The 25880-nt window shown below is 54.6% G+C and carries 31 protein-coding genes and 2 tRNA genes; 14 read left to right on the forward strand and 19 right to left on the reverse strand.

Going from position 1 to position 25880, the window contains the following annotated elements; genetic code table 11:
- The first annotated feature begins 8 nt into the window (after positions 1-8).
- The 7 genes from HRR99_RS05805 to HRR99_RS05835 all read left to right on the forward strand — a co-directional run bounded on the left by HRR99_RS05805 (position 9) and on the right by HRR99_RS05835 (position 7213).
- Positions 9-2009, forward strand: coding sequence for a hypothetical protein (locus tag HRR99_RS05805; RefSeq protein ID WP_233123089.1), 2001 nt, complete (start codon positions 9-11; stop codon positions 2007-2009).
- 620 nt (positions 2010-2629) lie between these two features.
- Positions 2630-3157, forward strand: a complete 528-nt coding sequence (locus tag HRR99_RS05810) for a hypothetical protein (protein ID WP_233123090.1) — start codon at positions 2630-2632, stop codon at positions 3155-3157.
- 14 nt (positions 3158-3171) lie between these two features.
- Entirely contained in the window at positions 3172-4098 is a 927-nt protein-coding gene (locus HRR99_RS05815) for a glycoside hydrolase family protein (protein WP_233123091.1), read from the forward strand.
- A gap of 175 nt (positions 4099-4273) precedes the next feature.
- The gene (locus HRR99_RS05820; protein WP_233123092.1) at positions 4274-4510 is read left to right on the forward strand and encodes a hypothetical protein; all 237 of its coding nucleotides are present in this window, start codon (positions 4274-4276) and stop codon (positions 4508-4510) included.
- Between the two features lie 117 nt (positions 4511-4627).
- Positions 4628-4975, forward strand: coding sequence for a hypothetical protein (locus HRR99_RS05825; RefSeq protein WP_233123093.1), 348 nt, complete (start codon positions 4628-4630; stop codon positions 4973-4975).
- 281 nt (positions 4976-5256) lie between these two features.
- Positions 5257-6081 carry a polysaccharide pyruvyl transferase family protein gene (locus HRR99_RS05830; RefSeq protein ID WP_233123094.1) on the forward strand — a complete coding sequence of 275 codons (825 nt, stop codon included), beginning with the start codon at positions 5257-5259 and terminating at the stop codon, positions 6079-6081.
- Between the two features lie 43 nt (positions 6082-6124).
- On the forward strand, positions 6125-7213 hold the full coding sequence (locus tag HRR99_RS05835) for a class I SAM-dependent methyltransferase (RefSeq protein ID WP_233123095.1): 1089 nt from the start codon (positions 6125-6127) through the stop codon (positions 7211-7213).
- Between the two features lie 489 nt (positions 7214-7702).
- Here the strand turns inward: HRR99_RS05835 and HRR99_RS05840 are convergent, their stop codons facing one another.
- The 7 genes from HRR99_RS05840 to HRR99_RS05870 form a co-directional block, all read right to left on the reverse strand.
- Positions 7703-8119 (reverse strand): hypothetical protein, encoded by a 417-nt coding sequence (locus tag HRR99_RS05840; RefSeq protein WP_233123096.1) that lies wholly within the window; start codon positions 8117-8119, stop codon positions 7703-7705.
- A 9-nt stretch (positions 8120-8128) separates the two neighbouring features.
- Positions 8129-8794, reverse strand: a complete 666-nt coding sequence (locus tag HRR99_RS05845) for an SOS response-associated peptidase (protein WP_233123097.1) — start codon at positions 8792-8794, stop codon at positions 8129-8131.
- A gap of 460 nt (positions 8795-9254) precedes the next feature.
- Positions 9255-9449: a hypothetical protein gene (locus HRR99_RS05850; RefSeq protein ID WP_233123098.1), complete on the reverse strand. Its 195-nt coding sequence runs from the start codon at positions 9447-9449 to the stop codon at positions 9255-9257.
- Positions 9450-9825: 376 nt separating this feature from the next.
- Complete coding sequence (locus HRR99_RS05855; protein ID WP_233123099.1) at positions 9826-10521, reverse strand: hypothetical protein; 696 nt, start codon at positions 10519-10521, stop codon at positions 9826-9828.
- Between the two features lies 1 nt (position 10522).
- Complete coding sequence (locus tag HRR99_RS05860) at positions 10523-10822, reverse strand: hypothetical protein (protein ID WP_233123100.1); 300 nt, start codon at positions 10820-10822, stop codon at positions 10523-10525.
- A complete protein-coding gene (locus HRR99_RS05865; RefSeq protein WP_233123101.1) occupies positions 10819-11916 on the reverse strand; it encodes a tyrosine-type recombinase/integrase in 1098 nt (365 codons plus the stop codon). Before HRR99_RS05865 ends, HRR99_RS05860 begins: the two co-directional genes overlap by 4 nt.
- A gap of 120 nt (positions 11917-12036) precedes the next feature.
- Positions 12037-12360 (reverse strand): helix-turn-helix domain-containing protein, encoded by a 324-nt coding sequence (locus HRR99_RS05870; RefSeq protein WP_233123102.1) that lies wholly within the window; start codon positions 12358-12360, stop codon positions 12037-12039.
- 123 nt (positions 12361-12483) lie between these two features.
- On the opposite strand from HRR99_RS05870, the gene HRR99_RS05875 reads away from it, so the two are divergent.
- The 4 genes from HRR99_RS05875 to HRR99_RS05890 all read left to right on the forward strand — a co-directional run bounded on the left by HRR99_RS05875 (position 12484) and on the right by HRR99_RS05890 (position 14583).
- On the forward strand, positions 12484-12840 hold the full coding sequence (locus HRR99_RS05875; RefSeq protein WP_233123103.1) for a hypothetical protein: 357 nt from the start codon (positions 12484-12486) through the stop codon (positions 12838-12840).
- Positions 12841-13036: 196 nt separating this feature from the next.
- Positions 13037-13249, forward strand: a complete 213-nt coding sequence (locus HRR99_RS05880; RefSeq protein WP_233123104.1) for a hypothetical protein — start codon at positions 13037-13039, stop codon at positions 13247-13249.
- Positions 13250-13256: 7 nt separating this feature from the next.
- Positions 13257-13334 (forward strand) — tRNA-OTHER (locus HRR99_RS05885).
- A 394-nt stretch (positions 13335-13728) separates the two neighbouring features.
- Positions 13729-14583, forward strand: coding sequence for a nucleoside 2-deoxyribosyltransferase (locus HRR99_RS05890; RefSeq protein ID WP_233123105.1), 855 nt, complete (start codon positions 13729-13731; stop codon positions 14581-14583).
- A gap of 75 nt (positions 14584-14658) precedes the next feature.
- Here HRR99_RS05890 and HRR99_RS05895 read toward each other — a convergent pair.
- From HRR99_RS05895 to HRR99_RS05915, 5 genes are all read right to left on the reverse strand, one after another.
- Positions 14659-14735, reverse strand: a tRNA-Pro gene (locus HRR99_RS05895).
- A 295-nt stretch (positions 14736-15030) separates the two neighbouring features.
- Entirely contained in the window at positions 15031-15627 is a 597-nt protein-coding gene (locus HRR99_RS05900; protein ID WP_233123106.1) for a hypothetical protein, read from the reverse strand.
- Positions 15628-15798: 171 nt separating this feature from the next.
- The gene (locus HRR99_RS05905) at positions 15799-15948 is read right to left on the reverse strand and encodes a hypothetical protein (RefSeq protein ID WP_111838955.1); all 150 of its coding nucleotides are present in this window, start codon (positions 15946-15948) and stop codon (positions 15799-15801) included.
- Positions 15949-16015: 67 nt separating this feature from the next.
- Positions 16016-17569 (reverse strand): undecaprenyl-phosphate glucose phosphotransferase, encoded by a 1554-nt coding sequence (locus HRR99_RS05910; protein WP_233123107.1) that lies wholly within the window; start codon positions 17567-17569, stop codon positions 16016-16018.
- 331 nt (positions 17570-17900) lie between these two features.
- Positions 17901-18473, reverse strand: coding sequence for a polysaccharide biosynthesis/export family protein (locus HRR99_RS05915; protein ID WP_111838957.1), 573 nt, complete (start codon positions 18471-18473; stop codon positions 17901-17903).
- A gap of 201 nt (positions 18474-18674) precedes the next feature.
- Here HRR99_RS05915 and HRR99_RS05920 point away from each other — a divergent pair, with 201 nt between their 5' ends.
- On the forward strand, positions 18675-19310 hold the full coding sequence (locus HRR99_RS05920; protein ID WP_233123108.1) for a tyrosine-protein kinase family protein: 636 nt from the start codon (positions 18675-18677) through the stop codon (positions 19308-19310).
- Positions 19311-19313: 3 nt separating this feature from the next.
- On the opposite strand, the gene HRR99_RS05925 is transcribed toward HRR99_RS05920, so the two are convergent.
- Positions 19314-19526 (reverse strand): DUF2842 domain-containing protein, encoded by a 213-nt coding sequence (locus HRR99_RS05925; protein WP_233123109.1) that lies wholly within the window; start codon positions 19524-19526, stop codon positions 19314-19316.
- A 162-nt stretch (positions 19527-19688) separates the two neighbouring features.
- Between HRR99_RS05925 and HRR99_RS05930 the strand changes: the two genes are divergently transcribed.
- Positions 19689-20783 (forward strand): COX15/CtaA family protein, encoded by a 1095-nt coding sequence (locus tag HRR99_RS05930; RefSeq protein ID WP_422387308.1) that lies wholly within the window; start codon positions 19689-19691, stop codon positions 20781-20783.
- Positions 20784-20821: 38 nt separating this feature from the next.
- Here the strand turns inward: HRR99_RS05930 and HRR99_RS05935 are convergent, their stop codons facing one another.
- The 6 genes from HRR99_RS05935 to HRR99_RS05960 all read right to left on the reverse strand — a co-directional run bounded on the left by HRR99_RS05935 (position 20822) and on the right by HRR99_RS05960 (position 25146).
- On the reverse strand, positions 20822-21682 hold the full coding sequence (locus HRR99_RS05935) for an aminoglycoside phosphotransferase family protein (RefSeq protein ID WP_233123111.1): 861 nt from the start codon (positions 21680-21682) through the stop codon (positions 20822-20824).
- Entirely contained in the window at positions 21679-22605 is a 927-nt protein-coding gene (argC, locus tag HRR99_RS05940) for an N-acetyl-gamma-glutamyl-phosphate reductase (protein ID WP_233123112.1), read from the reverse strand. Before argC ends, HRR99_RS05935 begins: the two co-directional genes overlap by 4 nt.
- A 278-nt stretch (positions 22606-22883) precedes the next feature.
- Entirely contained in the window at positions 22884-23351 is a 468-nt protein-coding gene (gene rpsI / locus HRR99_RS05945) for a 30S ribosomal protein S9 (protein WP_111838963.1), read from the reverse strand.
- A 2-nt stretch (positions 23352-23353) separates the two neighbouring features.
- Positions 23354-23818 carry a 50S ribosomal protein L13 gene (gene rplM, locus HRR99_RS05950; protein WP_111838964.1) on the reverse strand — a complete coding sequence of 155 codons (465 nt, stop codon included), beginning with the start codon at positions 23816-23818 and terminating at the stop codon, positions 23354-23356.
- Positions 23819-24062: 244 nt separating this feature from the next.
- Complete coding sequence (locus tag HRR99_RS05955; RefSeq protein ID WP_233123113.1) at positions 24063-24899, reverse strand: EamA family transporter; 837 nt, start codon at positions 24897-24899, stop codon at positions 24063-24065.
- A 79-nt stretch (positions 24900-24978) separates the two neighbouring features.
- The gene (locus HRR99_RS05960) at positions 24979-25146 is read right to left on the reverse strand and encodes a hypothetical protein (protein ID WP_233123114.1); all 168 of its coding nucleotides are present in this window, start codon (positions 25144-25146) and stop codon (positions 24979-24981) included.
- A gap of 277 nt (positions 25147-25423) precedes the next feature.
- On the opposite strand from HRR99_RS05960, the gene HRR99_RS05965 reads away from it, so the two are divergent.
- Positions 25424-25858, forward strand: coding sequence for a CoA-binding protein (locus HRR99_RS05965; protein WP_233123115.1), 435 nt, complete (start codon positions 25424-25426; stop codon positions 25856-25858).
- Positions 25859-25880: the final 22 nt, after the last annotated feature.

Genomic DNA, 25880 nt, shown 5'->3' on the forward strand with positions numbered 1-25880 from the left:
TCACCAACATGACCACACCCTATGTAACGGGCACGGTATCAGTGACCGCTGGCAACGCTATGGTGACAGGCGCAGGGACAGGCTGGCAGACCGCAGGGCTTGTCGCTGGCATGTTTGGCGTCGATGGACTGTCGGTGCCTGTGCTGTCTGTCGATAGCGACACGCAAATTACCCTTGCAAAGCCATGGCCGGGAGCAACCGCTTCCGGCAAGGCATACTGGATCACATACGACACGACCAACGGGCAGCAGACGGTTGGCCTGATGCAAAAGATTGTCGAGTACATCGCAAGGCTGAATAGCTCGGCCTTGGCCGCGATCTCCGGCGTTGTGCCGGTCGCTAATTCTCTGCTGTTGTTCACGAGCGCGAACACAGCAACAACTGTGTCACTCGAATCCCTAGTCAACGGCGCGGACTATGACGTTCAGGTGGATACGCTTGCCGCGCGCGCTACCTACGACAGTTACCCCGCAAACTTTCGCGTCCTTGTCTCGAATGTCGGCGATGGTCGGTCTGCGATCTACAGCAAGAAGACCGCCACGGCTGCTGACTGGTCTGCTGCCGCTTATGTGACTGGCTCCTCTGGTCCTCCTGGTGCAACCCCAACAATCGCAGCAACAGCTTCGCAACTCGCTGCCGGTGCAACCCCGACCGCAACCGTAACGCCGACGACTGATGGTGTGAGTATTGCATTCGGCATTCCTGCTGCTCGGACAAGTGGATTCCCTTATCGCTGGTCAACGACCACCACGGACGCAAACCCTGGCAATGGATTCATTCGCGCGAACAATGCAGCGTTGGGTAGCGCAACGCTGTTATACGTCTCTAAGACCTCGCTGGCCGGATCGGCAATGGCGACGTTCCTGCTGGCAATGGCTGTTGCGGACAATGCGGTCAAGGGAACGCTGATCCTTCAGCGCGTGACGGACGGCCAAACGGTCAGCTTCAATGTTACCGGCGTCACTGATGCGACGAACTATGTCAAAGTCGCAGTGTCCGGCCAGTCTGGTTTGACGGCAATCGCCAACAACGTCGACCTGAACTTCCTGTTCACCCAAGCTGGCAATAAAGGCACCGACGGCGCGGGTGCGGGTACGGTTACAAGTGTAGGTGTGTCAGTCCCGGCTGGCTTCTCGATTGCCAATAGCCCAGTTACGTCCTCAGGTACGTTGGCGATAACATACACGACCGGCTATCAAGGCTACACAACAGCAGAGGCAAACAAGCTTTCTGGGATCGCAGCGGGTGCGCAGGTTAACACGGTTTCCAGCGTAAATGGTCAAGGCGGCGCAGTTGTTCTCGCCAAAGGAGACGTCGGGCTTGGGAATGTCGATAACACATCGGACGCCAGTAAGCCCGTATCCACGGCGCAGCAAACCGCGCTGAATGCAAAGGCAAACGTTGCTGGGCAAGCCTTCACGGGAGAGATTACCGTCCCGGCTTCGACCACCGCCACTGCAATGTGGAATATGCCGCACGGTGTAGCGCCAACAACGCTCGCCAATGGTGATGTGTGGACGCAAACGACAGGCATTTTTGCCCGCATCAATGGCGTGACCTTCAACCTGTCACCTGCCTTGATTTCTCAGGCGTTGGCGGAGGCCGGGGCCGATACGGCGATATCGAGCTGGTCTTCGTTGCGCGTCAGGCAGGCTATCATCGCCAGCCCAGCCGCGTTGCTGAATGTCGAAGACCAAACGCTTACAGGCGGCGCTCGTGTCACATCGAAAGACCTCGGCACGATCTCGACAGGAACTCTGACACTGGATACAGGCGACCGACCGTTGCAGCACTATACGAACAATGGCGCTCACACACTGGCGCCCGGAACAAATACTGGTTCGTTCATGCTCGACATTACCAACGGCGCCTCGGCAGGCGCAATCACTGTCACTGGTTGGACGAAAGTCGCCGGTGACGCTTTCACCACCACAAGCGGCAACAAATTCCGTCTCCATTGCTCAATCGGAAGCGGCGGCTCGCTGCTCATAGTACAGGCGTTGCAATAATGGTCGCGTTCTTTTGTCCCCCTCCGTTTATGAAGATAGGACTTGCATCTGAGTTCGTCGGTATTACTGCGCTCTACAGTGCCTCTGGCTCAATAACTTGGCCCTCTGGTACGCAAGTAGGCGATTTGGCAGTTGTGATTGCCGTTGGCGATAGCGCGATAGCTATATCGGGATGGACTGCTATTGCGGGTGATCCCGTCCCTACTTCTCCGGGAACAAGTAGTTTCGCTTACAAGGTCATTGTTTCTGGCGATATATCATCACCCCCTACAATTGCCATACCGAATTTTGGGGCGTTCTACGTTGCTGTTTACAGAGGCGGCACCCTCGTTTCCAAAAAATCCACAGCTGGATCAACGGCTTCGTCTGTGTCGGTTCCGGGCTTCACGAAGTCTGCACTATCAAGGCGAATTATAGCCGTAGGGCATGATAGAGACCCAGGCACATCACCAACACCGCCGACCGGTTTTTCTTTCCGGGCGACCGCTGCATCAACATATTTCATGAGCGCGGTCTACGATTTACCTTCCGCTTCCTATGTCAATGGCGCTTCCGTAACCTTTGGGCTAGTCGCTGGTTCCGGAATTCTAGGGCGTGGCACCCTTTTGGAGATCACCTAAATGCTCGCTCTTCTCAAAAATAACGCGGTTCTCAATCGCCTTGAAATCGTCGGGCAGTTTGCAGAGGGCAGTTGGGTCGATTTGCCTGACGGTTCGCGTGTCTCGCCAGCCTATGACGGCTGGGCACTGCGTGGCTATGAACTGCACACGATCCAGCCCGCCGATCCAGTTCCAAGCGGCTATCGCGTTGTGTCGTCTTCAGTACAGATGGTGAATGGTTTGCCGACATGGGTGGATGTGATTGAGGCGGTTCCAGTAACGCTAGATGATTACAAGGCTGCTTTCGACAATCACCTTGACGCCGTGGCGCATTCAAAGGGTTACGACAATCGACTCACGATTGCCACTTACACCGGCAGCACCAACCCAGTCTGGGCTGGTGAAGCTGCCGCTTATCTTGCTTGGCGTGATGCGGCGCTGGCCTCGATGTTCGCCCAGCTCGCCGCCGTCGAGGCCGGGGGCGATGCGCCAACCGTTGAAGAGTTTCTAGCGGCACTTCCGGCCATTGAGTGGCCAACCAACCCCTAAAAATTGAGGGCTAAATGCCAATTACCAAAATCTCCACACAGGGGAGGGCTTTCATGCGCCTGCATGAGGGCAATCCACTAACTTGCTATCTCGACCCTGTCGGCATCCCGACGATCGGGACGGGCTTCACAACGGGCAGCGATTCCGTTCGTCGCGAACTGGCCAAGATCGGCATCACGAAGCTGGTGCCAGGTAAGACCAAGATAACGGCCGCGCAGAGCGACGACATTCTAGATGCTGTCCTTGGCGCCGAATACGTGCCTGCTGTCGTCGCAGGCTCGCCGACTGACCGAAAACAGCACGAGCTCGATGCTGCATCGTCCGTGACGTTCAACCTCGGCGTTGGTGCGATGAAGTGGACTTGGGCCGACCTCTGGCGCAAAGGCAAGACCAAAGCGGCAGCCGCGCATCTCGCCAGCAACTACAATACCGCCAAAGGCAAGAAGCTGCCGGGACTGGTTCGTCGCCGCAGAGAAGAGGCACTTCTGTTCGAGAAGGGCACCTATACGGGCGTAGGTGGTGTGACCAAGGAAGTGACCGCCGAGCCGCCAGTATTACCGGATCCAGTCGTCAAGGAAGCGCAGGAACTGCTCACGACAGCTGGCCTCAATCCCGGTGCGGTGGATGGCTGGATGGGCGCAAAGACCAAAGCGGCTGTGATTGCATACCAAAAGGCACACCCGCACCTCATCGCGGACGGCATCATCGGTCCCGCCACGATTGCGCAGCTTCGTCGTGACGCAGGTGCAGCCAAGGACATGGTCACGAAGGGCGCAAGCTCGGCGGCTGGTTCTGGACTGCTGGCATTCACCGCTGGCCTTCCATGGGGCTGGATCACCGCCGGCGTGCTTGTCGCAGTCGTCGGCTACGTGGCCTACCGCAACCGAGACGTCGTTATCCGCCGCTGGAATAGCTGGCGCGGCAAGGAGGTGAAGGTTTGAAACATACTATCGAAGTGAAACGATTGCCGTCTGGCGAAACTACCGAATGGGGCGCGTTCTACGCTGAGGTTGATGGGCGCGCTGTAGGCGACCCGGAAAGACCATTCTGGCGCACAAGAAACCAAGCACAAGCCTGCGGCGAGCGATTTGTCTCCATCGTGCATGGGGAGGACACATGATCTTCCTCGCCAAACTCAAGGGCTACCTAGCCACCATCGGCACAGCGCTCGCGATTCTCGCGGGCGTCTTTTTTTACGGCCAGCGGACAGGCAGTTCGGCGGCAAGGGATGCACTGGCCGCAGCGAATGCAAAGGCCATCAAGCGGGCTGGGGAAGTCGAAAATGAAGTCAAAAATCTGGATGACGCTGGCGTTGATGATGCTCTTGGCAAGTGGATGCGCGACAAGCGGTAGCTACTGCGACATCGCAAAGGCGGTGCGGCCATCTGTTGAGGACAGCCTATCTATCGAAACCAAGCGTCAGATATTGGCCGAGAACGAAAAGCTGCAGAAGCTTTGCGGGGTGAAGCCTTGACCGGCCCAGAAATCATGGCCGTCGCGTTGTTCTTCATCGCGCTGTTCGGCTTCTTCTTTGGTCTCTGGAAGTATGTGGATGCAAAGATCAGTTCAGCCAGAACTGATGCAACCGGCACAGCGTCGGCAGCGCATGCTCTGGCAGCCCTCGCGCGCGACGAGCTTGCCTCACACCGGCTACACGTCGCCGAGACCTACATCACAAAGGCTGGTATGCGCGAGACGACAGAGCAGATCATGGATGCCATCAGCGGCGTGAAGGCTGCAGTCGATCACATGACTGTCCGCGTGGATCGAATTGTTGAAAATCAGGCTTCAAAGCCGAGGCCGACTAGATCGTCCTGACCTAACCCCGCTTGCCGAAAGGTGGGCGGGGATTTTTTTGTTTTAAGGGCGATTTGGCGATCCCGCCTCTCCAACCCGAAGGCTGGAGAGGATTGATCGGCACTGCACGTTGATTTCCAGTTGAATAAACGCACTGTCCAACCTCGAGCGGTTGCGGCAGGCGCTACACACCGTCCAGGTTGAAATTAGTGACGCAAAACTGTCACATTTCACTAGACTTCAACGGCTAATATTGTATTTGAATTTCCTCATGTTCTTTGTAGTTGCAGGGGAGGTCGTTTGTGAGAAAGATCAATGTATACTCAGCCGCGGTGAAAGGTGAGTTTGGCTCTACTGCAGAAAATTTTGGCGATAACTTAATGCATTTTATGTTGCCTGAATTGTTCAACGTCCAGGTACGATACGTGCATCATTCAAAAGCGGACCTCATAGGCGTAGGTAGCATCATTGACTCATATTGGCGTCGCCGACGAAATGGGCACGCCAAATTTTGGCAGAAGCGGCCTTGGCGGACGCTTTCAGTATGGGGGAGCGGATTCATGTCTTCTCATTCAATTGACCTGTGGCCCCAGAAACTTCGATATCACGCAGTCCGCGGCCCGCTTTCTGCCGCGCGCGTTCCTGATGGAGACAAGATTGCACTCGGTGACCCAGCAATTCTTTTGCCAAAAATTTGGGTCGGACCGACAGTAAAAGAACGTGAAGTACTGGTTATTCCCCATTTTGCGTCATATGAAAGCTTTTCATCGCACTATCAAAATCAACTGCCAAAACATTGGAAAATCGTTGACCTCCGGAGCGATCCTAAGCATGTATGCGAACAAATTGCTGCGAGCGAATTCGTTATCACAAGTAGCCTGCATGGTCTCATAGTTGCTGATGCTTACGGTGTGCCATCCTGTCGGGTCAATCCTATCAAGGAAATCAAGGGGGATGGTTTCAAGTACCGAGACTACGAGCAGCAGAGAGGTCAACGCTTGGCAGGGCCATTTGACTTTGAACAGATATTGAGAGGACCTCTGGATTTCAGTTCTGATGAATTCCGACCAATAGTGCCATCAGATGAAGTCGTTGAGAGCCTTATTTCGGCTTTTCCTTATCGGTGAGTTTGGCCCGTACAAGGAAGAAAAAATCTAAAAAGGTTGTGGTATGAAAGTTGGCAGAGAAACGGCTGGACTAAAAAGAATTATTCGGCGCTTCGCTTTGCGAAAAATTGCAAAGATGGAATTTGGCGAGCTAGAGCAGCTTCGATTTTATCAATTCAAATCATCGACTGCCAAATTTTTCTACGATCGCTTTGGTCGCACGGATATTCGGGTTTTGGATACTCCGCACTTTTCTTTCGCTAGATCTATTTCTTTGGATCAGGGCAGAGGCGAGGGTGAACAATACTATAGAGACTATCTAGCCGCTAGCTGGGGCGAGGCCTCAAGCGAAGAGCGTATCAATGCCAGAGTCAAAGACTTCCGAGCTCATTTCGAACATTGTCGAACCACACGTAATGTTCAGCGTCCAACAATAACGCGGATCCTAAATACATCGGACCCTTTCGTTATAGACGGCAATCACCGCACCGCGATGTTAGCAGCGTTGCAGAAGCCGGCAAGCGTTGAGATTTTGCCACCCGATCTCGCCACACTTATATTTTCTAGATCTACTGAGTTTTACGGCACTGGCTTCCGAGATATGCCTTACCAGAGCGTTTTTCTGAATGGTGAGGAAGTTATCAAAGGCCGTAGGAACGATGCTTTAGCGCGCCTAAAACTGCTGCCAGATGGAATTTTAAAAGGTGCGTCAGTCCTAGATGTCGCGAGCAACATTGGGATGAGCTCACTGTTTGCGCACCGCCTTGGGGCATCAAAGTGTGTTGGTCTTGAGATATCTCGCAAAATGGTAGATTTCGCCTCCAGATTTGCGATGTTCGATGGTCGCTACCCGCAGGTGCAATTCAGACAATTCAATATTGATGACGACGAACTTGCAGGCGAAACTAGGTACGATACAGCATTCATGTTTTCCATCCATGATCACTTGAAGCGACCTTCAAATCTCCTGAAGATCGCTGAAGAAGCCGTTGACAGATATGTGGTATTCGAAGGGCATCCTAACGGTAAACAAGAAGACTATTCTGGTTTCTTTGAGAGCGGAATTTTCAAGAATGTACAACAGCTTGGTGTTTTGCCTGAGTCCGTTTTCAATCAATCAATGAACAGGATTTTGTGGCTTTGCGAAAAGTGAGTTGATGGGTTCCCTACCCTTAGAACGTTTGGTGAAAGCGATCATCTAATGTTTGGGTTGATGCCCTTTTTTGGATAATGCTCCGCACACCACCTGAGGGCTCTGCCTTGCTGCGGGCGAATCCAAACCCACCCCACTTTGGACAGGAGGGTATGCAACAATAGTGGGTGTCGATGACGCCGTCGCCGGTCTTGCTTGTCAGGTCGCTCATCGTGGTCAGTCCTTATTGTTGCTCGGGCGTCAGACTTGCAGATAGCAAGCAAGGGAAGTGAGCCTCGCACTTTGCTGTGCCCGCGCTATCGCACCCGATCGCTAGCACACGTCTTAGGCTGACAAATTGCACGGATGCCCCGAACTTTTTCAGAAGTGACTTGCGCTCATAGATGCCGTATCGCTCGCACCTGTGACACGCCATGTCGATCTTTTCGCCCTTGTAATCCCTGAGGCGTTGCAGCTTTTCTTCGTTTGCCATTTGCGGCGTTCCTTGCGTCACAGCGCGCTTCTTTGAATAACGATTTGGCTTATGTCGCCTCTGATCACCGTGTATTTGGCTACGACCTTTTTGCGCCACTCGACCAATGCTTTCTCGGGAGAATCGCATGACACCCACTCGATAAACGCGCCGGAAAGGCTCGGGTTATCGTAGCGAAGTGCAGCTAGTTTTTTGCGTTTACTGAAGAGTATTTCCATCACCGCGCCGGTGGGCGCGTCATCCTCGTCGTCGGAAATTTCATCTGCAATATACGCAGTGTATGCGGTCAGGTCGGAATCATGGTCGACTTCAGAGACAAGGCTGGTGTCCATATCCTCGTGGAGTTTCTTCATCGGATCCAAAAAGAAACCGTCGCAGAGTTCATGCCGCGCATATACGCCATGATGCTCTAAAATATGCGGCCAGATTTTCATGACTGCCTCCTAACCAAACAGATCAGCGTTTTCCTGTCTCGGCTCCTCCACCGGAAGCAGGATCAGTTTCTCCGCCGGCAATGGTCGCTGAAGCTCTTTTGCTTCGTCCCATGGCGCGCCCATCCACACGTCGACCTCTTCCGCGGTGGTCAGTACGACCGGCATAGCTTTGGGGTGGATCGGCTTTACCACGTCATTCGGGTCGGTCGTCAGGAAGGCGAACAACTCGTGTTGTCCATCGCGTGGGTTTTTCATCGAGCCTCGCGTACCGTTCCAACCCGTCCATATGCCAGCGAAGAAGGCGAGGGGTTCTGCATCATCGATAGCGAACCAGCGCTTTGTCTTGCGCGGTTTGGTGTCTTCCCATTCGCAGAACCGAGTCCACGGCACGACACAGCGGTTCTCGACTTTCAGCCACTTGCGCCAATGAGGCGACGCGACATTGCGGATGTTTGTAACGCCGGTATCTGGCTTACCGCCGAGAATGTTTGGAGGCGTAGGCATGCCCCATGTCAATTCTACCAGTTCGCGCTCGCCGTCCTTGTTGCGGACGACAGGCGCACCCCTGTCAGGGTAGACCTCGACGTCTGGCTGAAGGTTGAGCCGCTCATTCATCGTGCCAGCGATGTCGCGCATGGCTTCCTGATTGGTCTTGACTTGATACAGATTGCACATGCGTCACCTCGGCATCTTTGCGACAGTGATTTTCACCTCGCCTCTTTTGCGGCACTTCTGACAACGCATCTGCGATCCGAGTTGATCCAGAGACTTGTCCTTATCGACATTCCTCATCCGCCATTGAGGAATGTTGGACACATGGCCACAGAACCTGCATTTGACGACAACGACCTCCCAAGGCCGTAGCTCGGAGACTTTCGCGCTCGAAGCTGGCTTTGCCAGCTGATCAATCGGGCTTGCCCGCTTGTAGTAAGCAATTCCGCAACGATCGGAAAACCCGACCATCGTCTTTTCGCATGTGAGCACGCTTTGCGAGATATGATGCAGCAATGTTGGCATCGGCAAATCGCCAAACTCTAGCATGAGCTCCGCGACGTTTAGAAATTTCAGCGTTTGGCACTTCTCGCAGATTACGCCGACAGGTTCGCCGCCGTAGTCCGAGAGAAGCATTGCTCCCTCAGACGGCATCACGCTCCTCACTCGGAACCCACCCCCGCGTGTAGCCCTTGCCCATGGCTCTAACTGCGAGACTCAGCTGGTGCTGTAAGTGCTCAATCTCATCTTGCATGGCCTTGATTGCGGCGGTTGCGTTGCCGTTGTGGCAGTCCAAAATGTAATCGGCTACGTCGGCCTCGTCGGGTTTTGGGCGCATGCTTTGATCTCCTCGTTGATCCAATTTTCGATCACCGGAGGCCGCATCGCTGATCGATGTTCCTATTATGTTCTTGTTGATCCGGGAGTCAAGGCGACATCTTTTTGATTGTCTCGTTTTGTTTTTTCTTCATATTCTGAGCGTGCGGGAGAAACACCTTTGACGGATCAAACAGACGGCCAGCGCAGGCTAAGCAGGAAAAAGAAATTGTGGCCGTGGCTGGTATTGTTATGCCTGACCCTGTTTGCGATCTATGTTTACGGCCAAGTCACCGAAACCATGGCTGACCTCTCCAGAACGTGGCGGGATCTAGTGCAGTTGTTCTGGTTGATAATTCCTGACGGGCAGGCGAAAACGCCCTCATAGGTCACGCAACTCACTCAAAGACCCAATTCTGATAAATATCGTCTCGCTCGATCTCTGCACGGCCTTCACCGGTGATATGCCACTCTTGACGGCCGCGATGATCCTTGCCTCCAGGTCGCGTACAGCCGACGTTTGCAAGCGCTTCCATAGTCTTCTCTCCGCATTGAGGGATGAGATCGACCGTCGTAATGTCAGGATGACCCGCGAGAAAGCGAAGCGCCCGCATCTGCGGCTTGTCGAGCCTATGCACCGGCCCGCGCTTTTTGCGCTCATCATCCTGTTCTTCCCACCGTTTAAAATAGCTTTGATTTCCGTCGACCGCAGGAGAGTCCAGCAGCGGCATCCGTTCGCGTCTGAGCGCCGGTCGCGTTTTCGCGAACCTGTTGTAGGTGTCTGAAATGAGGTCGAACAAATCATCCGCCTCCGGCAGTTTGACTGGCTCAACTACGACGAACCAAACCAGCCATTCCTTGTTTGATCCTTCATCGATGTGCCGCACGAAATACCGCCCAACGACCTCCATAAACGAAGATCCAATATTGTGGATGGTCAGCGCAATGTGGTCTCCAAAGCCGGGAACACTGCCTCCCAAATCGGACAACGAGTGTTCAGCGTCTATGTCATATTTCCCGTCGGCTTGCCGCTCGAGGAAGTAGACCACGTCATCAGCAACTTCTGAAACGCTTGGTCCTTCCGAACTCGTCATATTATGCTTTGCTCTTGAGCCGACGACTTCGCCGGCTTGTAGTCCATAACGTCTTGTCCTCTTCAGGAGTTGGACCACTTTGAATGTAACTCGTGCTGACACCAAGATACTGGTCGTAGTATTTCTTAACGAGTGGCACCGGTCGCCTGCCATGCAATGAATCAATCAGCGGAAAGCCTCTAGCTTCGAGTTTTGGCAATATGTGTTTAATCCATTCGTCGGCCACGGTTCTGCCGACAATGGCAAGGGCGATCTCCTTGTCAGACGCGAATATCGGTAACTTGTTGAGGGCGTCGTTCAAGCTCTCCTACCCCTGATGGATTGAACTTGTGACGCCTTAAGCGGATCGCACCACCACCACAGCCCACGCCAAGCATCCGGAACGGGCAGCGTGTTGATTGCCTTAATCAGCGGAGCCTGCGGCACGCTGGTATAGCGGCGCGACATGCTGTCGACTGCATGGCCGAGGATCTGGTCTTTGATGTGCGCGTGGACGCCATTGATTACCAACTGGGTGGAGACCGAGTGCCTAGCAGTATATGCGCTGATGTCGCGTACGCTAGTCTCGCGACGAGCGGTGTCTATGCTGGAACTCAGCTGGCCGCCGTGATTACCTGACACGCGATATGGCTTCCCTCTGAACGTCCTGAAAACTTGTGGCGCGTGGTCTCCTCGCTCTAGCAAAGATGTGAACAATGGTACCAAAATTTCGTGCATCGGCACACCACGCGGCTCGCCTGTCTTTGACGATCTCAAGACAATCCACCGGCCTTGCACGTCGACATCCGTCGCGCAAAGGGACAGCAATTCAATAGGACGCATGCCTGTATAAAACAGCGCCGTGAGAACCATCGCGGGAGCTGGTGGGAAGCCGGCGACGAATGCGGCTGCGTGTTCGTAGGTGACCGGAGCGCTACCGATACGCCTCTTGCGTGGCCCTGACGAAGTTGATCGGCGCTCTGAGGGCCTTCGCCATTTTCTCACCGTCGCCCAATCATTCTGCGCGGCGTAATTCCATACTGCGATGAATGGGGTGTAGATCTGCCGGTTTACCGTTTTAGCGGCCGCTGTCGGGTAGATCTTGCGCGCGGCCTCATCAAGGGCAGCTTGATTGATATTGCGAAGCTCGATCTTCCCAAGTGCGTCGCGCACCACCTTCAAAAAGCGATCTGATCCGCCAGAGGCAAGATAGGTTTCCGCAGCCTGGTCGAACGTTACCGTATGTCGCCTGCCAAAGATCGATTCTTCAAGAAGCTGCTGCTCGAGCACGATACGCACCGTGTCAGCAACCTTCTTATCAGTTGTTTTGGTGGACTTGCGGACGCTGATGCCACGCACGGTGCCACTAATCCACCAGGAGGGGCTGTCTTTGCGTTTGTAGAGTTTCAGAGGCACGATACATTCCCCACATTGAGACATGCCGCCGGCACGAGTGCCGAAAGCTCTTTAAAGCTCCTCAATGTGGTGATGCGGATGGTGGCCGCCTGTTTAAGCTATCGGCAGGTCAACCTGTCGTCAACCGCCGGCGCCCGTCGACGCATCTGGCTCCATGTTCTCTGGATACTGCACGGTTTCTGGGCCGGGGACCTCAGGCTTCGGTGATAAGGTAAGACGAACGCCTGGGCCACCTGCGGCAGATGTCTGATTGTCGTCTATAAACTTTACGCCGGCTTGTTCAAAGCATTGTTGAAGCATCTCGACGGTGGCGTTCTGCGGAACCGACTTTCCGCTTTCGAAATTACGAATCGTTGCGTTTCCAATTCTCGACTGATCGGCGAGTTTTTGTTGCGACCAGTCCAAAAGCGCTCTGGCTGCGCGGCATTGCGATGATGTCAGCATGTCTAAAACTACCACTTCCGAAAATAATCGCTAGCCCTAGCGATTTTCGCTTGCTTTGGTTAATTATGTCGTTTATCGCTATGTATATCGAAATTCGCTACACGTCAAACGGGAACTCACAGCATGGTAAATAACACATTACCGGCGCGCGCCGAAGGCATGCCCGAAGAAAGCTTCATCAGCCGCATGACCCGCCTTTTCGTTGAGCTCCACACCATCGGTGAGCGCGTTGGTGAAATGCCGGACGAAGCCATGGATCACATAACGTCGGCGCACTGGATCGTATCTGAGGCAATCATCAATGCACCTGTGACCTGTGAGGCCGACATTGCCGGTAAGCTTCGACATGCAATCCTGATGATCGAATGCCCGCACGGCATCTATAGCGATGAAGTGCCAGCCGTTGCCGGTGCGCTGGATGCGCTAGTCAAGTTTCGTGCTGATGAGTTCGAGCGGGATTGGAGGGGAGCGCGGGCATGATAAGGAAGGCCAAACGCTACCCGGTCGGCACGATGCTCGTTGTCGACAGTCTGATTTTCGAAGTAGTCCGCTACAGCGACGATTGCGTCATCTTATCGCGAAAGGGCCGTAGGTTCGCGACCACCGCCAACTGGCTTGCTCATATGGTCACTGACGCCATCCTTCCGCAGATACAAGCAGCAACAGAGGCACGGTCATGAACGAAGCCGAAGACCTAGTCCACGACGCCATGAAGCGCGTTGAGATCCTTCATAGCTTGATTGAGGCCATGCAGAAGAACGTCGGTGCCTTGATGAAGTTTGTTCCAGACGGGGTGACCGCGGGAGAACAATTGGTTCTTTACCAGTCGTTCGAAGTCATGGCCATCATGCGGGATCTGGTGGCCACGATAGAGGAAGCCAACTCTTAAAAGTTTCGGGCATGTATCGGGCCAGGTCTTCTACCCTCGGCACCCGTAACGGATGATGCGAGTTCGAATCTCGCCATGCTCTCCACCAACACCGATACCCCCGACCCAAGAGGCCTCACCAGCTGCACCACGCGCGCCACCACTGCGCGGGTCGGGGGTGGTTATCAACAACCCGAGGAGACCAAAGCAATTTTGCATTTACGAGCTCTGAAGATACAAAGGCTTGGAGAGTTCGTAGACAAGCTTTGCGAATTTTAAGTTTCCCCGCCAGCTCGCAGCCCATGAGTGCTGGCAAACTTGTCGGCGTGCACCCTCGGGCCGCGCGCCGACTTTTTCTTACAGAAGCGAAACGCGCCTCGACAGATTCACCAATTCGCTGGCTTGCCCATGCGTGTGAGACAAAATACGCTTTACAACTGTCAACTGTCTGATGAGATATGGAGCCGCGGTGTGCGCGCCCCCATATATCAGGATGGTCGATGTCAATAAAGCCTTTTGCGTTTGTGCTTATGCCCTTCTCGAACGATTTCGATGACATCTACAAGTTTGGCATTCAAGCGGCGGCCGTTGAATGTGGGGTCGTTGCGGAAAGGGTAGACGAGCAAATATACAGCGAAACGATGCTCGAACGAATCTACAGGCAGATAGATGCCGCGGACTTTATTATCGCGGATCTCACTGGAAAGAACCCGAACGTTTTTTATGAAATCGGCTATGCTCACGCAAAGGGCAAGCCATGCACGCTTTTAACGCAACGAACAGATGATATTCCTTTTGATCTGAAACATCACAGACATCTCGTCTACGAAGGAAAAATTAACAAACTCAAGGAGCTACTTAAGGGCGAAATTGAGTGGCAAAAAGCTGAATTGCAAAACCGCCGTTCCACCACATTCGATGTATCACTTGCGCGCCTTTCTGCCGATCTGTCGAAAACAAATTACTCGGCTACAGCGGAAGTGACCTTTAAGATCGATATACACAATCACACTCAGCGTCGCACACCAGAGATCGAAGCCATATACCTTCACACCCGTAAGGGTTGGACTTTTATGCAGAACGGTGAGCCGTGTGCACAGAATGATTCTACTGAGAAAGCAAGCCAAACACGACATTTTATTAAGTCTCCGGTCACGAGACTATCCCCTGGAGGGTGGGCGCAGCTGAACGTCGTGGGGAAAAAGTCCGTCTGGTCGAAGTACTCTCAGGGCTCAGAAGAGCCAAAGGATAAATACCAGCTTAAAGGCGTGCTCGCTGTCGAGATCGTTAGCTCTGAAGGAAACTTCGTCGAGCGTCTCAATGTCGATGTCGAAGCGGAGGAATTTCCGTTCTAGGAGCGAGGCTGGCTACAGTGTGGCTAAAAAAAATATAGCCAGCTCTGGGGGAGCTGGCTAACTATCTGATTAATTTGGTCGGAGCGGCGGGATTCGAACCCACGACCCCTTGACCCCCAGTCAAGTGCGCTACCGGGCTGCGCTACGCTCCGACACAGGACAGGCGTTTATATAGATGGCCGATCATGCGCAAGTGGAAAATCGAGATTGCTTCAAAAACACCGGCGAAGGGTGTTGATAGGTCCCAGTAGCTGCGCCGTTTTGCGTGTGTCGACGACTATTTGCACCTTATGAGGCGGCGTGAATAATTATTATGCAAAATCGCTGCCACGATCTTGCCATATTACGGTTCTCGTGGTTTTCTTCAGTTGCCCTGACTGGAGGGGTAAACGGTAGAGACCCGCCATATGCTGGGTGGGACAGCGGCGGGTCTCCCATTTCTTGATGTCACACCTCGGCGTTCATCTTTGGCCAAGTGAGATAATAGAACTTGCTGCCCACCGCGCCGAAGTAAGCGCTCTGTCCCGAAATCACATCCATGTAGTTGCCGTCTGCATCTTTGGCGTAACCAGCTTCGCCGCGCTTCACGCGTTGTTTCAGGAACTGGCTCCAGCCCACTGCATTGATTTCGTCGCGCTGAATGGTGTGCGGGCGCTCGCCAGACACATCCCAGGCCGTGATGGCGACGCCTTCTACTGGGTCGTGGATTTTCAAGGTTCCTGATGTCAGAGACTGTGCCATGGCATTGCCTTGGTTGACGCTTGCATGATCTGCCGATAGCTCGCCGATCCACGCTTTGAGGCTGCGCATGAATGGTGCGCCGGTAATGTCGTCGTCAGCTTCCGGCGTCTCGGGGACGAGGGAGATAAGGGGTGCCGAAGACACTGGCGCAGCTTCGTCCACAGCGCTTGCTGCGGTGGAGTCATATGGCTGATCGATCTCTGTGGGCAGCAGAGCGACGGAACGCTCCTGTTGCTGCTCTATGGCCTTGAGTGCGAGTTCGGTGGACAGAAGCTGTACATACGATACGAGTCCCGAAGCCATCACTGACTATTTCCTGATTTTCAGCCTGCCGCATGCATCTGCGACACAGCCATCACTTCCTTGAAGTGAGCATTCTCAAAGCCTCTTCTCATGAAAAGACCGGTTTTTGTCGTGTTAAAAAACTGACACAAACCGGTCTAGGTTCTTCAACCTGCGCGAAGCTGGTGGCGATCAATTTTCCTGGACGGAAACGCCGTTGGGCCCGATGTTCATTTCGATGCCCTTGGGCTTGCTCTCTTCGTGCCAGACGTAGATGCCAAGTCCAGCCACTGCAATAATCAGCGCGCCGATGATGAGATAAAGATTGTTTGTCCGCGTCATGTAATACCCCTGTGCAACAATTTTGCAGGGCGCAAACGCATGAAATTAAAAGAGGTTCCGTAACGGCTCAATAAGCGTTCTCGGATTTCAGAAGTCGAATGGGCGTCAGGACGAGAATTTTAAGATCGAGCCAGAGAGACCAGTTCTCGATGTAGTATAGATCGTGTGCGGTGCGGTTCTTGATCTTGTCACCGTGGTCGATTTCGCCGCGCCAACCGTTGATTTGCGCCCAGCCGGTCACGCCAGGTTTAACCTTATGACGTGCAAAATAATGCTCCACGACCTCGGTGTATTTGAGATCGCCGGTCTGCGCGTGCACGGCATGCGGGCGAGGGCCGACAAGCGAAAGGTCGCCAGCGAGCACGTTGAACAATTGCGGCAGCTCATCGATGGATGATTTGCGAAGGAACCTGCCGACGGGCGTGACGCGTGGGTCGTTCTTGGTCACGGCTTTTTTTGCGGTGGGATCGCTCATCTCCGTAAACATGGAGCGGAACTTCCAAACGTTTATCGTCTCGTTGTTGAAGCCGTGCCGCTTCTGTTTGAACAGAATCGGCCCCTTCGAGGTGGACTTTACTGCGATGGCGGCGCCCAGCATGAGAGGCCAAAGGATGGCGATGCACACGATGCTGAATATGACGTCGAATGCGCGCTTGGCAACCGAGTCCCAGTCGCGCAGGGGTTTGTCCATGACATCGAGCATCGGCACGGTGCCGATGTGCGAATAGGATCGCGGACGAAAGCGAAGCTTGTTGGCGTGGGCAGCAATCCGAATATCGACCGGCAGCACCCAGAGCTGGCGAATGAGCTCCAGTATGCGTGCTTCCGCGCTCATGGGAATGGAGATGATGAGCATGTCGAGCTTCGTCAGGCGGGCAAACTCCACCAGTTCCGCGAAAGTACCGAGTTTGGGGTAGCCAGCCACGACATCAGGCGAGCGTGCGCTTTTGCGATCATCAAATATGCCACAGATTCGGATGTCGTTGTCATGGTTTTCCAGCGAACGGATGAGATCCTTCGCCGCCTGACCACCTCCGACGATAACGGCGCGGCGTTCCATCACACCGTTTCTGCCCCAGTGGCGAATCATCAGGCCGACAATGATGCGCTCCACCAGCAGAAACACCGCACTTGCACCATACCATAGCCCCAGCATCTGCCACGAGTAGTGTTCGGCAGGCAGAAGAGCGGCGGTGAGCAGGATGGTCAGAGCAAACGATGCCAAAAGCGAGGCCTGAATGCGTGGCATGGTCTGCATGGCGCGCCGCAGCAGTGGGAGCTGGTAGGCATCCGCGGTTTGCAGCAGAATCGAGCAGAACACGCCGTTCCACACACAGATTGCAATCAGCGCTACGCGAGAGCCGAACGCTTCCGGTGCCTCCAGCGCGTTGATGAGAATACCGATAACCGTGAGGATAACGAAATCGAACAGCCTAAGCTGGCCTATGACGATGTTGGGTGAATGGCTTGTGGCGCGCAGCTGGTTTGCCACCTGTAGCGCCAGCGGGTTGAGCGTAACCGGTTCGCGCTGTTTTGCGCTGCCGCCGTCTGCATTGCGGGCAAGTTTCTTGCGCAAGGCATCCAGGTCGATCGGGGTGCTGTCTCCTCCAGCCTTGCTCATACCGTCTTTCCGCAGTCTCGAATGGCGGGAGAGTACAAAAAACTCACTAAGAAACGCTTAGAGTATAGGGCCTTTAGTGCCGGTTTTTGTACCATCATTCGGTGTATATATGCGTTTTCTAAAACTAACAATCGTTGTTTTGGCGCGCTATGGCCGTTTTTGGGGTCATTCGCGAAAATAGGGCGCGGGATACGCAATACCTGTTTACCCGCAACTGTGAGCCTTTTGGAAACGGTCGCTTCGGTGGCAACGTCGTTTCCAGGGCCGCAAACTGAGATGTCAAATCCTTTTGGATTGAGAGGCCGGTGCCGATGGGCAGGATGAAGACGACCTAGAAGAAGCGTTCACGAACATAGATCGTGTCACCGGCAATGACGGGGCCGGATATGATGATTCTGCCAGTCATGACATTGGCATTGATCTTGCGGGTGATATCCACATCGCTCTGATTGGCGCGGGAGGTGAAGCCACCTGCAACGGCAATCGCATTCTGCGCGGTCATGCCCGGAACATAGGAATACTGGCCAGGCCTGCCGACTTCGCCCATGACGAAGACGGGACGATAGCGATCGATCTCGATCGTCACGTCAGGGTTCTTGAGGAAGCCCTGCCGAAGCTTTTGTGCGATTCCCGATTCGAGCTGAGAGACGGTCTTGCCGCGCGCTGAAATCTGACCGACGAGCGGGAAGGCGACATAGCCTGCCTGATCCACAGTGTAAGTGTTTGTCAGATTGGTCTGGTCGAACACATTCACCCGCAACCGATCGCCGCTATCCAGCCGATAGGGCGCGAGGGCTGCTTCGTTAAAAGCGCGTGGTGCCGGTTTGTACGCTGAACAGCCTGCGAGCATCGCGGCCAAAGCTACGACAAGTGCGGGTATCAGGCGTGGGGCAGCGAATGTCATCCGCAATCATGCTCCAGAGAATTTCTTCACGCAGTTATCGGGTGCGTATGGTTAATGCCGGGTAAAGAAAAGAATTTTCCCTGTTGCTTTAATAGGATTTAGGAGCGCGAAGCGCGCGGCTTTAACGCTTGCGTTACCGGAAACTCCTATTGTCTCGGTCAATGCGGCGGGTGACGTCGCCCTTTGAAACAGAGAAATCTCGTGACCAAAAACGCCCCCCATGCCGATGATTTCGATGATGCCACGCAGGAGTGCTTTACCGTTTCGGTCAACGGTGCGGCGGATTTCCTGTCCATGCGCGGCGCAAAGCCCACTGTCGGCTTGTTTTCACCAAGCGGTGACGATGGCTCGACGGCAAGCGTCATGCTGGCGAGATCCATCGCCGAACTCGGTCGTTCCGTCGTTCTGGTGGATATGACTGCATCCGGCTGTCCGACCCGGCTGATGTCGCAGGAGCCGGGGCTTCCCGGCGTTTCCGATCTTCTTTTTGGTGAAACCGCTTTTGGGGAAACGATTCATCACGACCGGCTGTCCAATGCCCACATCGTGCCGCACGGCAATGCTCAGCCACAGCACACCGTCCGTGTCATCGAGCGGTTGACGATGGTTCTGCACGCTCTGGCCGATACCTATGACACCGTGCTTCTCGAGTTCGGTGCTGCGGATGTCGATGGCGTTACGAAACTGCTGAAATATGTCGACGCCGAAATCGTGGTTTCACGACCGGGTGCGGACAGTCCATTGGTCGAGGCGACACTCGATCAGCTGAAAGCTCTCGGATATGCCGAAGTCGTCATCATGGGTTCGCCGGATACTGGCGAGTCCGCGACGGCTTGAGAATCACTTCAGCTGTTTGGGACCAGCCATCCATTTGATGATGAGCATGGCCGGTAAAATCCACAGCACGCCCGAAACCACGAAATAGCCGAGATGTACCCACCACGGCTGCGTCGCCAGCATTGCCGATGCAAAGCTCGTCGCGATCACCGCATAGGCGACCACCAGCGCTATGATGATGATGGTGCCAATAAATGATCTGAGGCGCTGTGGCATGCCGTTTTTCGCTCCCTTGAAACTCTCGACGCTTATACAGCCGCGACCCAATGCCGCAAAGCTTATTGGCGGCGCGGACGGGTATGAGGGCTTGTTTTGCACGGTGCGTTGTTGCAAACCATCGAAAAGACTTGTGGAGTGTCAAGAATGCAGGCGAACACGGTGGCCAACGCTGAAACCTCTGTCGAACAGCGAGCGCTGAAGAGCAGAGAAAAAGACCGTCGTCTTCTGCGTATCTGGTTGCGGGTCGTTCTGTTCACGCTGTTCTGTCTCGTACTCGTCGGGGGCGCCACGCGCCTGACGGAATCAGGACTTTCCATCACCGAATGGAAGCCCATCCACGGTGCCATTCCGCCGCTTTCCGTGGCCGAGTGGGAAGAGGAATTCCAGCTTTACAAGCGCATTCCGCAATATCAGGAAATCAACAAGGGCATGTCGCTGGGCGAGTTCAAAACCATCTTCTGGTGGGAATGGGCGCATCGCCTGCTGGCCCGCGCAATCGGCCTGATCTTCGCGCTGCCGCTGGCCTATTTCTGGCTGACGGGCCGGATCGAAAAGCGCCTGAAGCTGCCGCTGGTGGGCCTGCTGGCGCTGGGTGGTTTTCAGGGCTTCGTCGGCTGGTGGATGGTGTCATCAGGCCTCGTCAACCGCACGGATGTTTCGCAATATCGCCTCGCCACCCATCTAACCATCGCCTGCCTGATCTTTGCGGGATGCATGTGGATTTTGCGCGGCCTTTCGCTTCATTCCCCGCAGGCGTCGAACGAACGGCAGGGCAGGGGTTTCGCCGCCTTGTTGGCGTGTCTCTGTCTTTTCCAGATTTATCTCGGCGCACTGGTCGCAGGCCTGAATGCCGGGCTTTCCTACAATACATGGCCGTTAATGGATGGCTCGCTTGTTCCCGGCGACCTCTTCATTCAAAATCCTTGGTGGATCAACGTCTTCGAAAACCCGAAGACCGTCCAATTCATCCACCGCCTCGGTGCCTACGTGCTGTTTGCTGCAACGCTGTGGAACATGGTCTACCTTTGCCGCACATTGCCGAATAGCCCACATGCTCGCCGCTCCGTGCTGTTCTTCGTGCTGGTCTGCATTCAGGCCGGGCTCGGCATCACCACGCTGCTGATGCACGTCGATATCCATGTCGCGTTGGCACACCAAGGCATGGCGCTGCTGGTCCTGGCATTCGCGATTGCCCACTGGCGCGGATTTGTGGGGGAGTATCCTGTGGACGTGAAGGCAATCGCAAAGAACTGAAAATCGTGAGCCGAAATGAGACCGCCTTCGACTGGAACCTAAGATAGCGATCTGGCGACGTTGATGAAAGCGAGACGCTCGCGAGCGTTTTTGCTCTCATCGAGCGGTATCCCATCCTCCAGCGACCAGCAAATCGACAGGCCTGCATGCGCAATGGCGTAGTTCAGGATTTTTTCTTCCGAACAGTCGAGCTTCCGGGCGAACTGGTTTCTCAAGGCGCTGATCCTCTGTGGATCAACGATGTCATGGAAAGCGCCGATCGGATTTCCAAAGACATTCGCAACATCATAGGCGGTATCACCGAGTAGTCCTTGCGGGTCTATAGCGAGCCATCCGCGTGCGCTGCCGGAGATGATGTTTTCGTGGTGAAGGTCTCCGTGTAGAGGCCGGATATTCTGTTGGTTGGCTAAAAGCATGCTTGCCACCTCTGCACAAAAGCGCAGCGGTTCTTTGAGACGAATGTCTTGCTCGATCTTCACCCGTGCAAAGAGTGCTTGGAAGTGCTGGTCGAGTGGGGTGAGGCCTTGCGGGATGTCTCGCTGCTGCTGTGAGTGTAGCCTCTGTATGACATCGGCGATGACGGTGTTCGATGCTGCTTCGCCGTTCATGAGGCGATAGTCTCGAAGAGTAACGTGGCCCGCGTCTTCGAGCAGGCATACGGTTCCCTCTCGTTCCAACATGCGCACCGCGCCTACGCCGTTTCGCCAATCCAGAAATGCCATGCCGGGCAGTTCACCCATGCCGCGTGGCTTCAGAGATTTCAGGATCGCTGTCGCGCCACTCTCCAGCGTTACGCGAAAGACGACGCTGCTGGCGGTGTCAGCAATGAGAAAGGCGGAGGATATGCTCCACCGCCTTGCAAGTTCAACTGGAATGCTTTCGGGCAGATTTTCAATCATGCCGAAAGCATGAGTTCCATGTTCTGGACCGCAGCGCCCGATGCACCCTTGCCGAGATTGTCAAGCACGGCAACGAGATTGATCTGTTCGTCGCTGCCGAACACGAAGAGCTTCATTATGTCCTGGTTGACCAGTTCTTCGGCGTCGATACGACTTAGCGAACGGCTGTCCTCAAGGGACACGACCTGCACGATGTCCTGGCCGGCGTAATGCGCGACCAGAGCGGCGTGGATGGTCTCGACACTGGTGCCCTCCTTCAGGTCAGCGAGGAACAGCGGTACCTGAACGATCATGCCCTGCGGAAACCGCCCGACGGATGGCGAAAAAAGGGGCGAGCGGTCGAGCTGGCCGTGGATTTTCATTTCCGGCACATGCTTGTGCTTCAGGGTCAGGCCGTAGAGAAAATTATTGGCGCTGATAGTGTCGTCGCGGCTCTGGTCTTCCATTTGCGCAATCATCTGCTTGCCGCCGCCGGTGTAACCGGACACAGCGTTGACGCTGACCGGATAGCCATCCGGCAGAATGCCAGACACGCGCAAAGGGCGAATGAGGCCGATGGCACCAGTGGGATAGCAGCCAGGATTGGCAACGAACCGGGCGGAACGCACTTTCTCTGCCTGCGCCTTGTCCATCTCGGCAAAGCCATAGGCCCAGTCCTGATGAACCCGATATGCCGTCGAGGTATCGATGATGCGGACCTTATTGTTGCCGGACACCATGGTCACGGCTTCCTTGGAGGCATCATCCGGCAGGCATAGGATCGAGATGTCCGCATTGTTGAGCATATCTTCCCGCATGGCTGCATTGCGACGCTCTGCCTCGGGAATGGACAGCAGTTCGATATCGCGGCGGTCGGCAAGGCGGGTGCGGATCTGCAAGCCTGTGGTGCCGTGTTCGCCGTCGATGAAGATTTTCGCTGTCATGTCCTTATCCTGAACTTTCAATGGGTTGAGGGAATATGCGGAATCAGTTTGCAAAGCGCTTGAATCAATCTGTCAGCCCGCTTTCGCAGGCCGCCCAGCACGCAGGCCATGCATATACAATGCAACGGGGGCCCCTGCAATGGTAGCGGTGCACCTGCCGGATGATCACGGAGACATCACCTAGCTAAGCTGAGACTGGTTTTCGATGAATGAGACAACAAAAAAAGGCGGAGCCGAAGCCCCGCCTTTTCGTATTCGTATTCGTATTCCGTTGCGAATTAACGCTTGGAGAACTGGAAGGAACGGCGAGCCTTGGCCTTACCGTACTTCTTACGTTCAACAACACGGCTGTCGCGGGTCAAGAAGCCACCCTTCTTCAGAGCTGGGCGCAGGCCCGGTTCGAAGTAGGTGAGGGCCTTGGAAAGACCGTGGCGAACTGCACCGGCCTGGCCGGAAAGACCGCCGCCTGCAACAGTTGCGATGATGTCGAACTGGCCAGCGCGAGCTGCTGCAACGAGCGGCTGCTGAAGGATCATCTGCAGGACGGGACGGGCGAAGTATGCCGAGAAGTCGCGACCGTTGATGATGATCTTGCCGGAACCAGCCTTGACCCATACGCGGGCTACGGCGTTCTTGCGCTTGCCGGTCGCGTAGGAGCGGCCGAGAGTGTCAACCTTGCGGACGTGCACGGGAGCAGAAGCTTCCGATGCAGGGGCGAGGTCTTTCAGGGAGGAAAGATCGGCCATTATCAGGCGCTCCTTACGTTCTTGCTGTTCAGCTGTGCCACGTCGAGAACGACTGGCTGCTGTGCTTCATGCGGATGGTTGGAACCGGCGTAAACGCGGAGGTTCTTCATCTGGCGACGGCCAAGAGGACCACGGGGAATCATACGCTCGATTGCCTTTTCGAGAACGCGCTCCGGGAAGCGGCCTTCGATGATCTGGCGAACGGTACGTTCCTTGATGCCACCTGGGTAACCAGTGTGCCAGTAGTACTTCTTGTCGGAATACTTCTTGCCGGTGAAAACGCACTTTTCAGCGTTGATGATGATAACGTTATCGCCATCGTCAACGTGCGGTGTGTACGTTGCCTTGTGCTTACCGCGCAGGCGGGTTGCAACAACAGTGGCGAGGCGACCAACAACGAGGCCTTCGGCGTCGATGATGACCCACTTCTTCTCCACCTCAGCAGGCTTCTGAACGAAAGTAGACATTCTTTTAACTTTCTCTAGGACCCGTCACACTCAAGCAGAGCATGCGGGCGTTTTTTGTTGCTTGAGGCTGAGCACATAGGCGCAGCCGGAATGACCGTATTTCCAGGGAAATTCTGTCTGCGGCGCTTATAGGCGGTGCGGAAAATTCCGTCAATGTTACTGTTTTCTAGCGTCGCAAAAATTGGCTTTTAAAATCAATAGCTTGGTAATGTGGTTTTATGATACCACAATAAAAACGTCTGATTCAGCCCAGTCTCATGGTCAAAACACCCAAGGCGATGATTGCGCCTGCGATATAGCGCCAGACACTGGCCCTTTCTTTCAGGATGACGACGGAGATAAGGATGGCAAAGAGAATGGACGTTTCCCGCAGGGCCGCGACCACTGCGACGGGTGCTTTGGTCATCGCCCAGAGCGCCAGACCATAGGACAGGATCGATCCCGCACCACCGGCCAGTCCCCGCCACCAGTTGCCGCGCACATGATTGACGACAGGTTCCCATCCCCGCTGATGGAATGCCCAACCAAACAACAGGATTGGCGGCAAAAGGGACATCCACAATGTGTAGGAAATCGGGCTTGATGAAAGCCGCGCGCCGACCCCATCGACAAATGTGTAGCCAGCGATAACAACTGCGTTGATCAACGCCAGCAAAATCGGGTGACGCCCGCCATGCCGCGCCTCGAAGGCGAGAGTGATAATGCCAGCGGAGATGATTGCGATGCCCGCGAGAGCCGCAAGGCCCAGCGTTTCGCCCAGAAAGAGATTGCTGCTGGCAGCGACGATCAGTGGAGCGACACCGCGCATGATGGGATAGACCAGACCGATATCACCCACCGTATAGGCCGCCGCAACCAGGCGGAAATAGGCGAACTGCAATATCGCTGAGATGACGAGAAACGGCAGAGCTACGGTGCCGGGAAGCGGGAGAAACGGCAGAAGCGGAATACAACAGGCCGCGGCGCCGGCGGCAATCAGGCTCGCGTCCAGTGCTTTGTCCACGCCGGATTTGACCAGCGCATTCCAGCCGGCATGCAGCAATGCCCCCAGCAAAACCAACAGCAATACATCAATCGACACGGGCGACTCGCAATGTTTCTCGTTTGATCGAACCCTATGCTTTCATGCGGCGAGTTGCACCGGGGTATGAAAGATAATGTCAGTCAGCCACCGGCTCAAAGCCTAGGTAATAAGTGCCGTGATGCAACTCTAGAATGTTTTCTGGGTTTTGGCTTGGAAGATCAAAATTAAGAGTTTTGATGATTTGGGCGAAAAATGAAACGATTGAACCGCCGGTCAATGAAAAAATCCAACGTTCGGAAGCCATATTTCAGTTTGAAGTGGCGTATTTTTGTCAAATAACGATTGAGTATTAAACAGTTCATCGATGTAACATATTTTGCTAATGTAACTATGAGTAGTTTCTAAAATGCGAGTGAACAGATGCGGTACAAAAAAAGTACGATTGGTGATTGGGCAAAAGGTTAGCGCAAACATTATGGTTGTGCCAATTTTCGTAAAGTTACAGGGCTTTGTGAAAACACTTTTCTCAACCACTATGAGATGCGGCAAAAGACTGAGCATGCCGATATTTGGAGGAAACGATGAACCACGATGTCTATGATGACGACTACATCCGCCGCGTTCTGAAGGATGTCAAAACCATCGCGTTGGTGGGCGCGTCACCCAATCCGGCGCGGCCAAGCAACGGCGTTATGAATTTCCTGTTGTCGAAGGGCTACTCGGTTTTTCCCGTCAATCCGGGGCAAGAGGGCAAGGATATCTTGGGCAGGCAGGTCTACGCCAAGCTGGCAGACATTCAGGAGCCGATCGACATGGTCGATGTGTTCAGAGCAGCGGAGTTTTTGCCAGCCATCGTGGAGGAAGTCATCTTGCTGTCGCCCCGACCCAAGTTTATCTGGGGGCAACTTTCCGTCCGCCACGATGATGCCGCCGCCAAGGCTGAGGCCTATGGCATAGAAGTGGTGATGGACCGGTGCCCCGCAATTGAGTATCCGCGTCTCAATATCGTATCATAGTTAGCATAAGTCGCACTTATCA

Origin of the sequence: Agrobacterium vaccinii, assembly GCF_021310995.1 — a bacterium.
Classification (GTDB): Bacteria; Pseudomonadota; Alphaproteobacteria; order Rhizobiales; family Rhizobiaceae; genus Agrobacterium; species Agrobacterium vaccinii.

Coding starts and splice junctions, on each gene's coding strand:
- HRR99_RS05805 (WP_233123089.1), top strand. CDS start 9: ATGACCACACCCTATGTAACGGGCACGGTATCAGTGACCGCTGGCAAC.
- HRR99_RS05820 (WP_233123092.1), top strand. CDS start 4,274: ATGATCTTCCTCGCCAAACTCAAGGGCTACCTAGCCACCATCGGCACA.
- HRR99_RS05915 (WP_111838957.1), bottom strand. CDS start 18,473: ATGACATTCGCTGCCCCACGCCTGATACCCGCACTTGTCGTAGCTTTG.
- HRR99_RS05880 (WP_233123104.1), top strand. CDS start 13,037: ATGAACGAAGCCGAAGACCTAGTCCACGACGCCATGAAGCGCGTTGAG.
- rpsI (WP_111838963.1), bottom strand. CDS start 23,351: ATGGCCGATCTTTCCTCCCTGAAAGACCTCGCCCCTGCATCGGAAGCT.
- HRR99_RS05875 (WP_233123103.1), top strand. CDS start 12,484: ATGGTAAATAACACATTACCGGCGCGCGCCGAAGGCATGCCCGAAGAA.
- HRR99_RS05855 (WP_233123099.1), bottom strand. CDS start 10,521: ATGACGAGTTCGGAAGGACCAAGCGTTTCAGAAGTTGCTGATGACGTG.
- HRR99_RS05870 (WP_233123102.1), bottom strand. CDS start 12,360: ATGCTGACATCATCGCAATGCCGCGCAGCCAGAGCGCTTTTGGACTGG.
- HRR99_RS05965 (WP_233123115.1), top strand. CDS start 25,424: ATGAACCACGATGTCTATGATGACGACTACATCCGCCGCGTTCTGAAG.
- HRR99_RS05890 (WP_233123105.1), top strand. CDS start 13,729: ATGTCAATAAAGCCTTTTGCGTTTGTGCTTATGCCCTTCTCGAACGAT.
- rplM (WP_111838964.1), bottom strand. CDS start 23,818: ATGTCTACTTTCGTTCAGAAGCCTGCTGAGGTGGAGAAGAAGTGGGTC.
- HRR99_RS05840 (WP_233123096.1), bottom strand. CDS start 8,119: ATGAAAATCTGGCCGCATATTTTAGAGCATCATGGCGTATATGCGCGG.
- HRR99_RS05900 (WP_233123106.1), bottom strand. CDS start 15,627: ATGGCTTCGGGACTCGTATCGTATGTACAGCTTCTGTCCACCGAACTC.
- HRR99_RS05905 (WP_111838955.1), bottom strand. CDS start 15,948: ATGACGCGGACAAACAATCTTTATCTCATCATCGGCGCGCTGATTATT.
- argC (WP_233123112.1), bottom strand. CDS start 22,605: ATGACAGCGAAAATCTTCATCGACGGCGAACACGGCACCACAGGCTTG.
- HRR99_RS05935 (WP_233123111.1), bottom strand. CDS start 21,682: ATGATTGAAAATCTGCCCGAAAGCATTCCAGTTGAACTTGCAAGGCGG.
- HRR99_RS05925 (WP_233123109.1), bottom strand. CDS start 19,526: ATGCCACAGCGCCTCAGATCATTTATTGGCACCATCATCATCATAGCG.
- HRR99_RS05810 (WP_233123090.1), top strand. CDS start 2,630: ATGCTCGCTCTTCTCAAAAATAACGCGGTTCTCAATCGCCTTGAAATC.
- HRR99_RS05815 (WP_233123091.1), top strand. CDS start 3,172: ATGCCAATTACCAAAATCTCCACACAGGGGAGGGCTTTCATGCGCCTG.
- HRR99_RS05835 (WP_233123095.1), top strand. CDS start 6,125: ATGAAAGTTGGCAGAGAAACGGCTGGACTAAAAAGAATTATTCGGCGC.
- HRR99_RS05960 (WP_233123114.1), bottom strand. CDS start 25,146: ATGGCTTCCGAACGTTGGATTTTTTCATTGACCGGCGGTTCAATCGTT.
- HRR99_RS05910 (WP_233123107.1), bottom strand. CDS start 17,569: ATGAGCAAGGCTGGAGGAGACAGCACCCCGATCGACCTGGATGCCTTG.
- HRR99_RS05850 (WP_233123098.1), bottom strand. CDS start 9,449: ATGCGCCCAAAACCCGACGAGGCCGACGTAGCCGATTACATTTTGGAC.
- HRR99_RS05845 (WP_233123097.1), bottom strand. CDS start 8,794: ATGTGCAATCTGTATCAAGTCAAGACCAATCAGGAAGCCATGCGCGAC.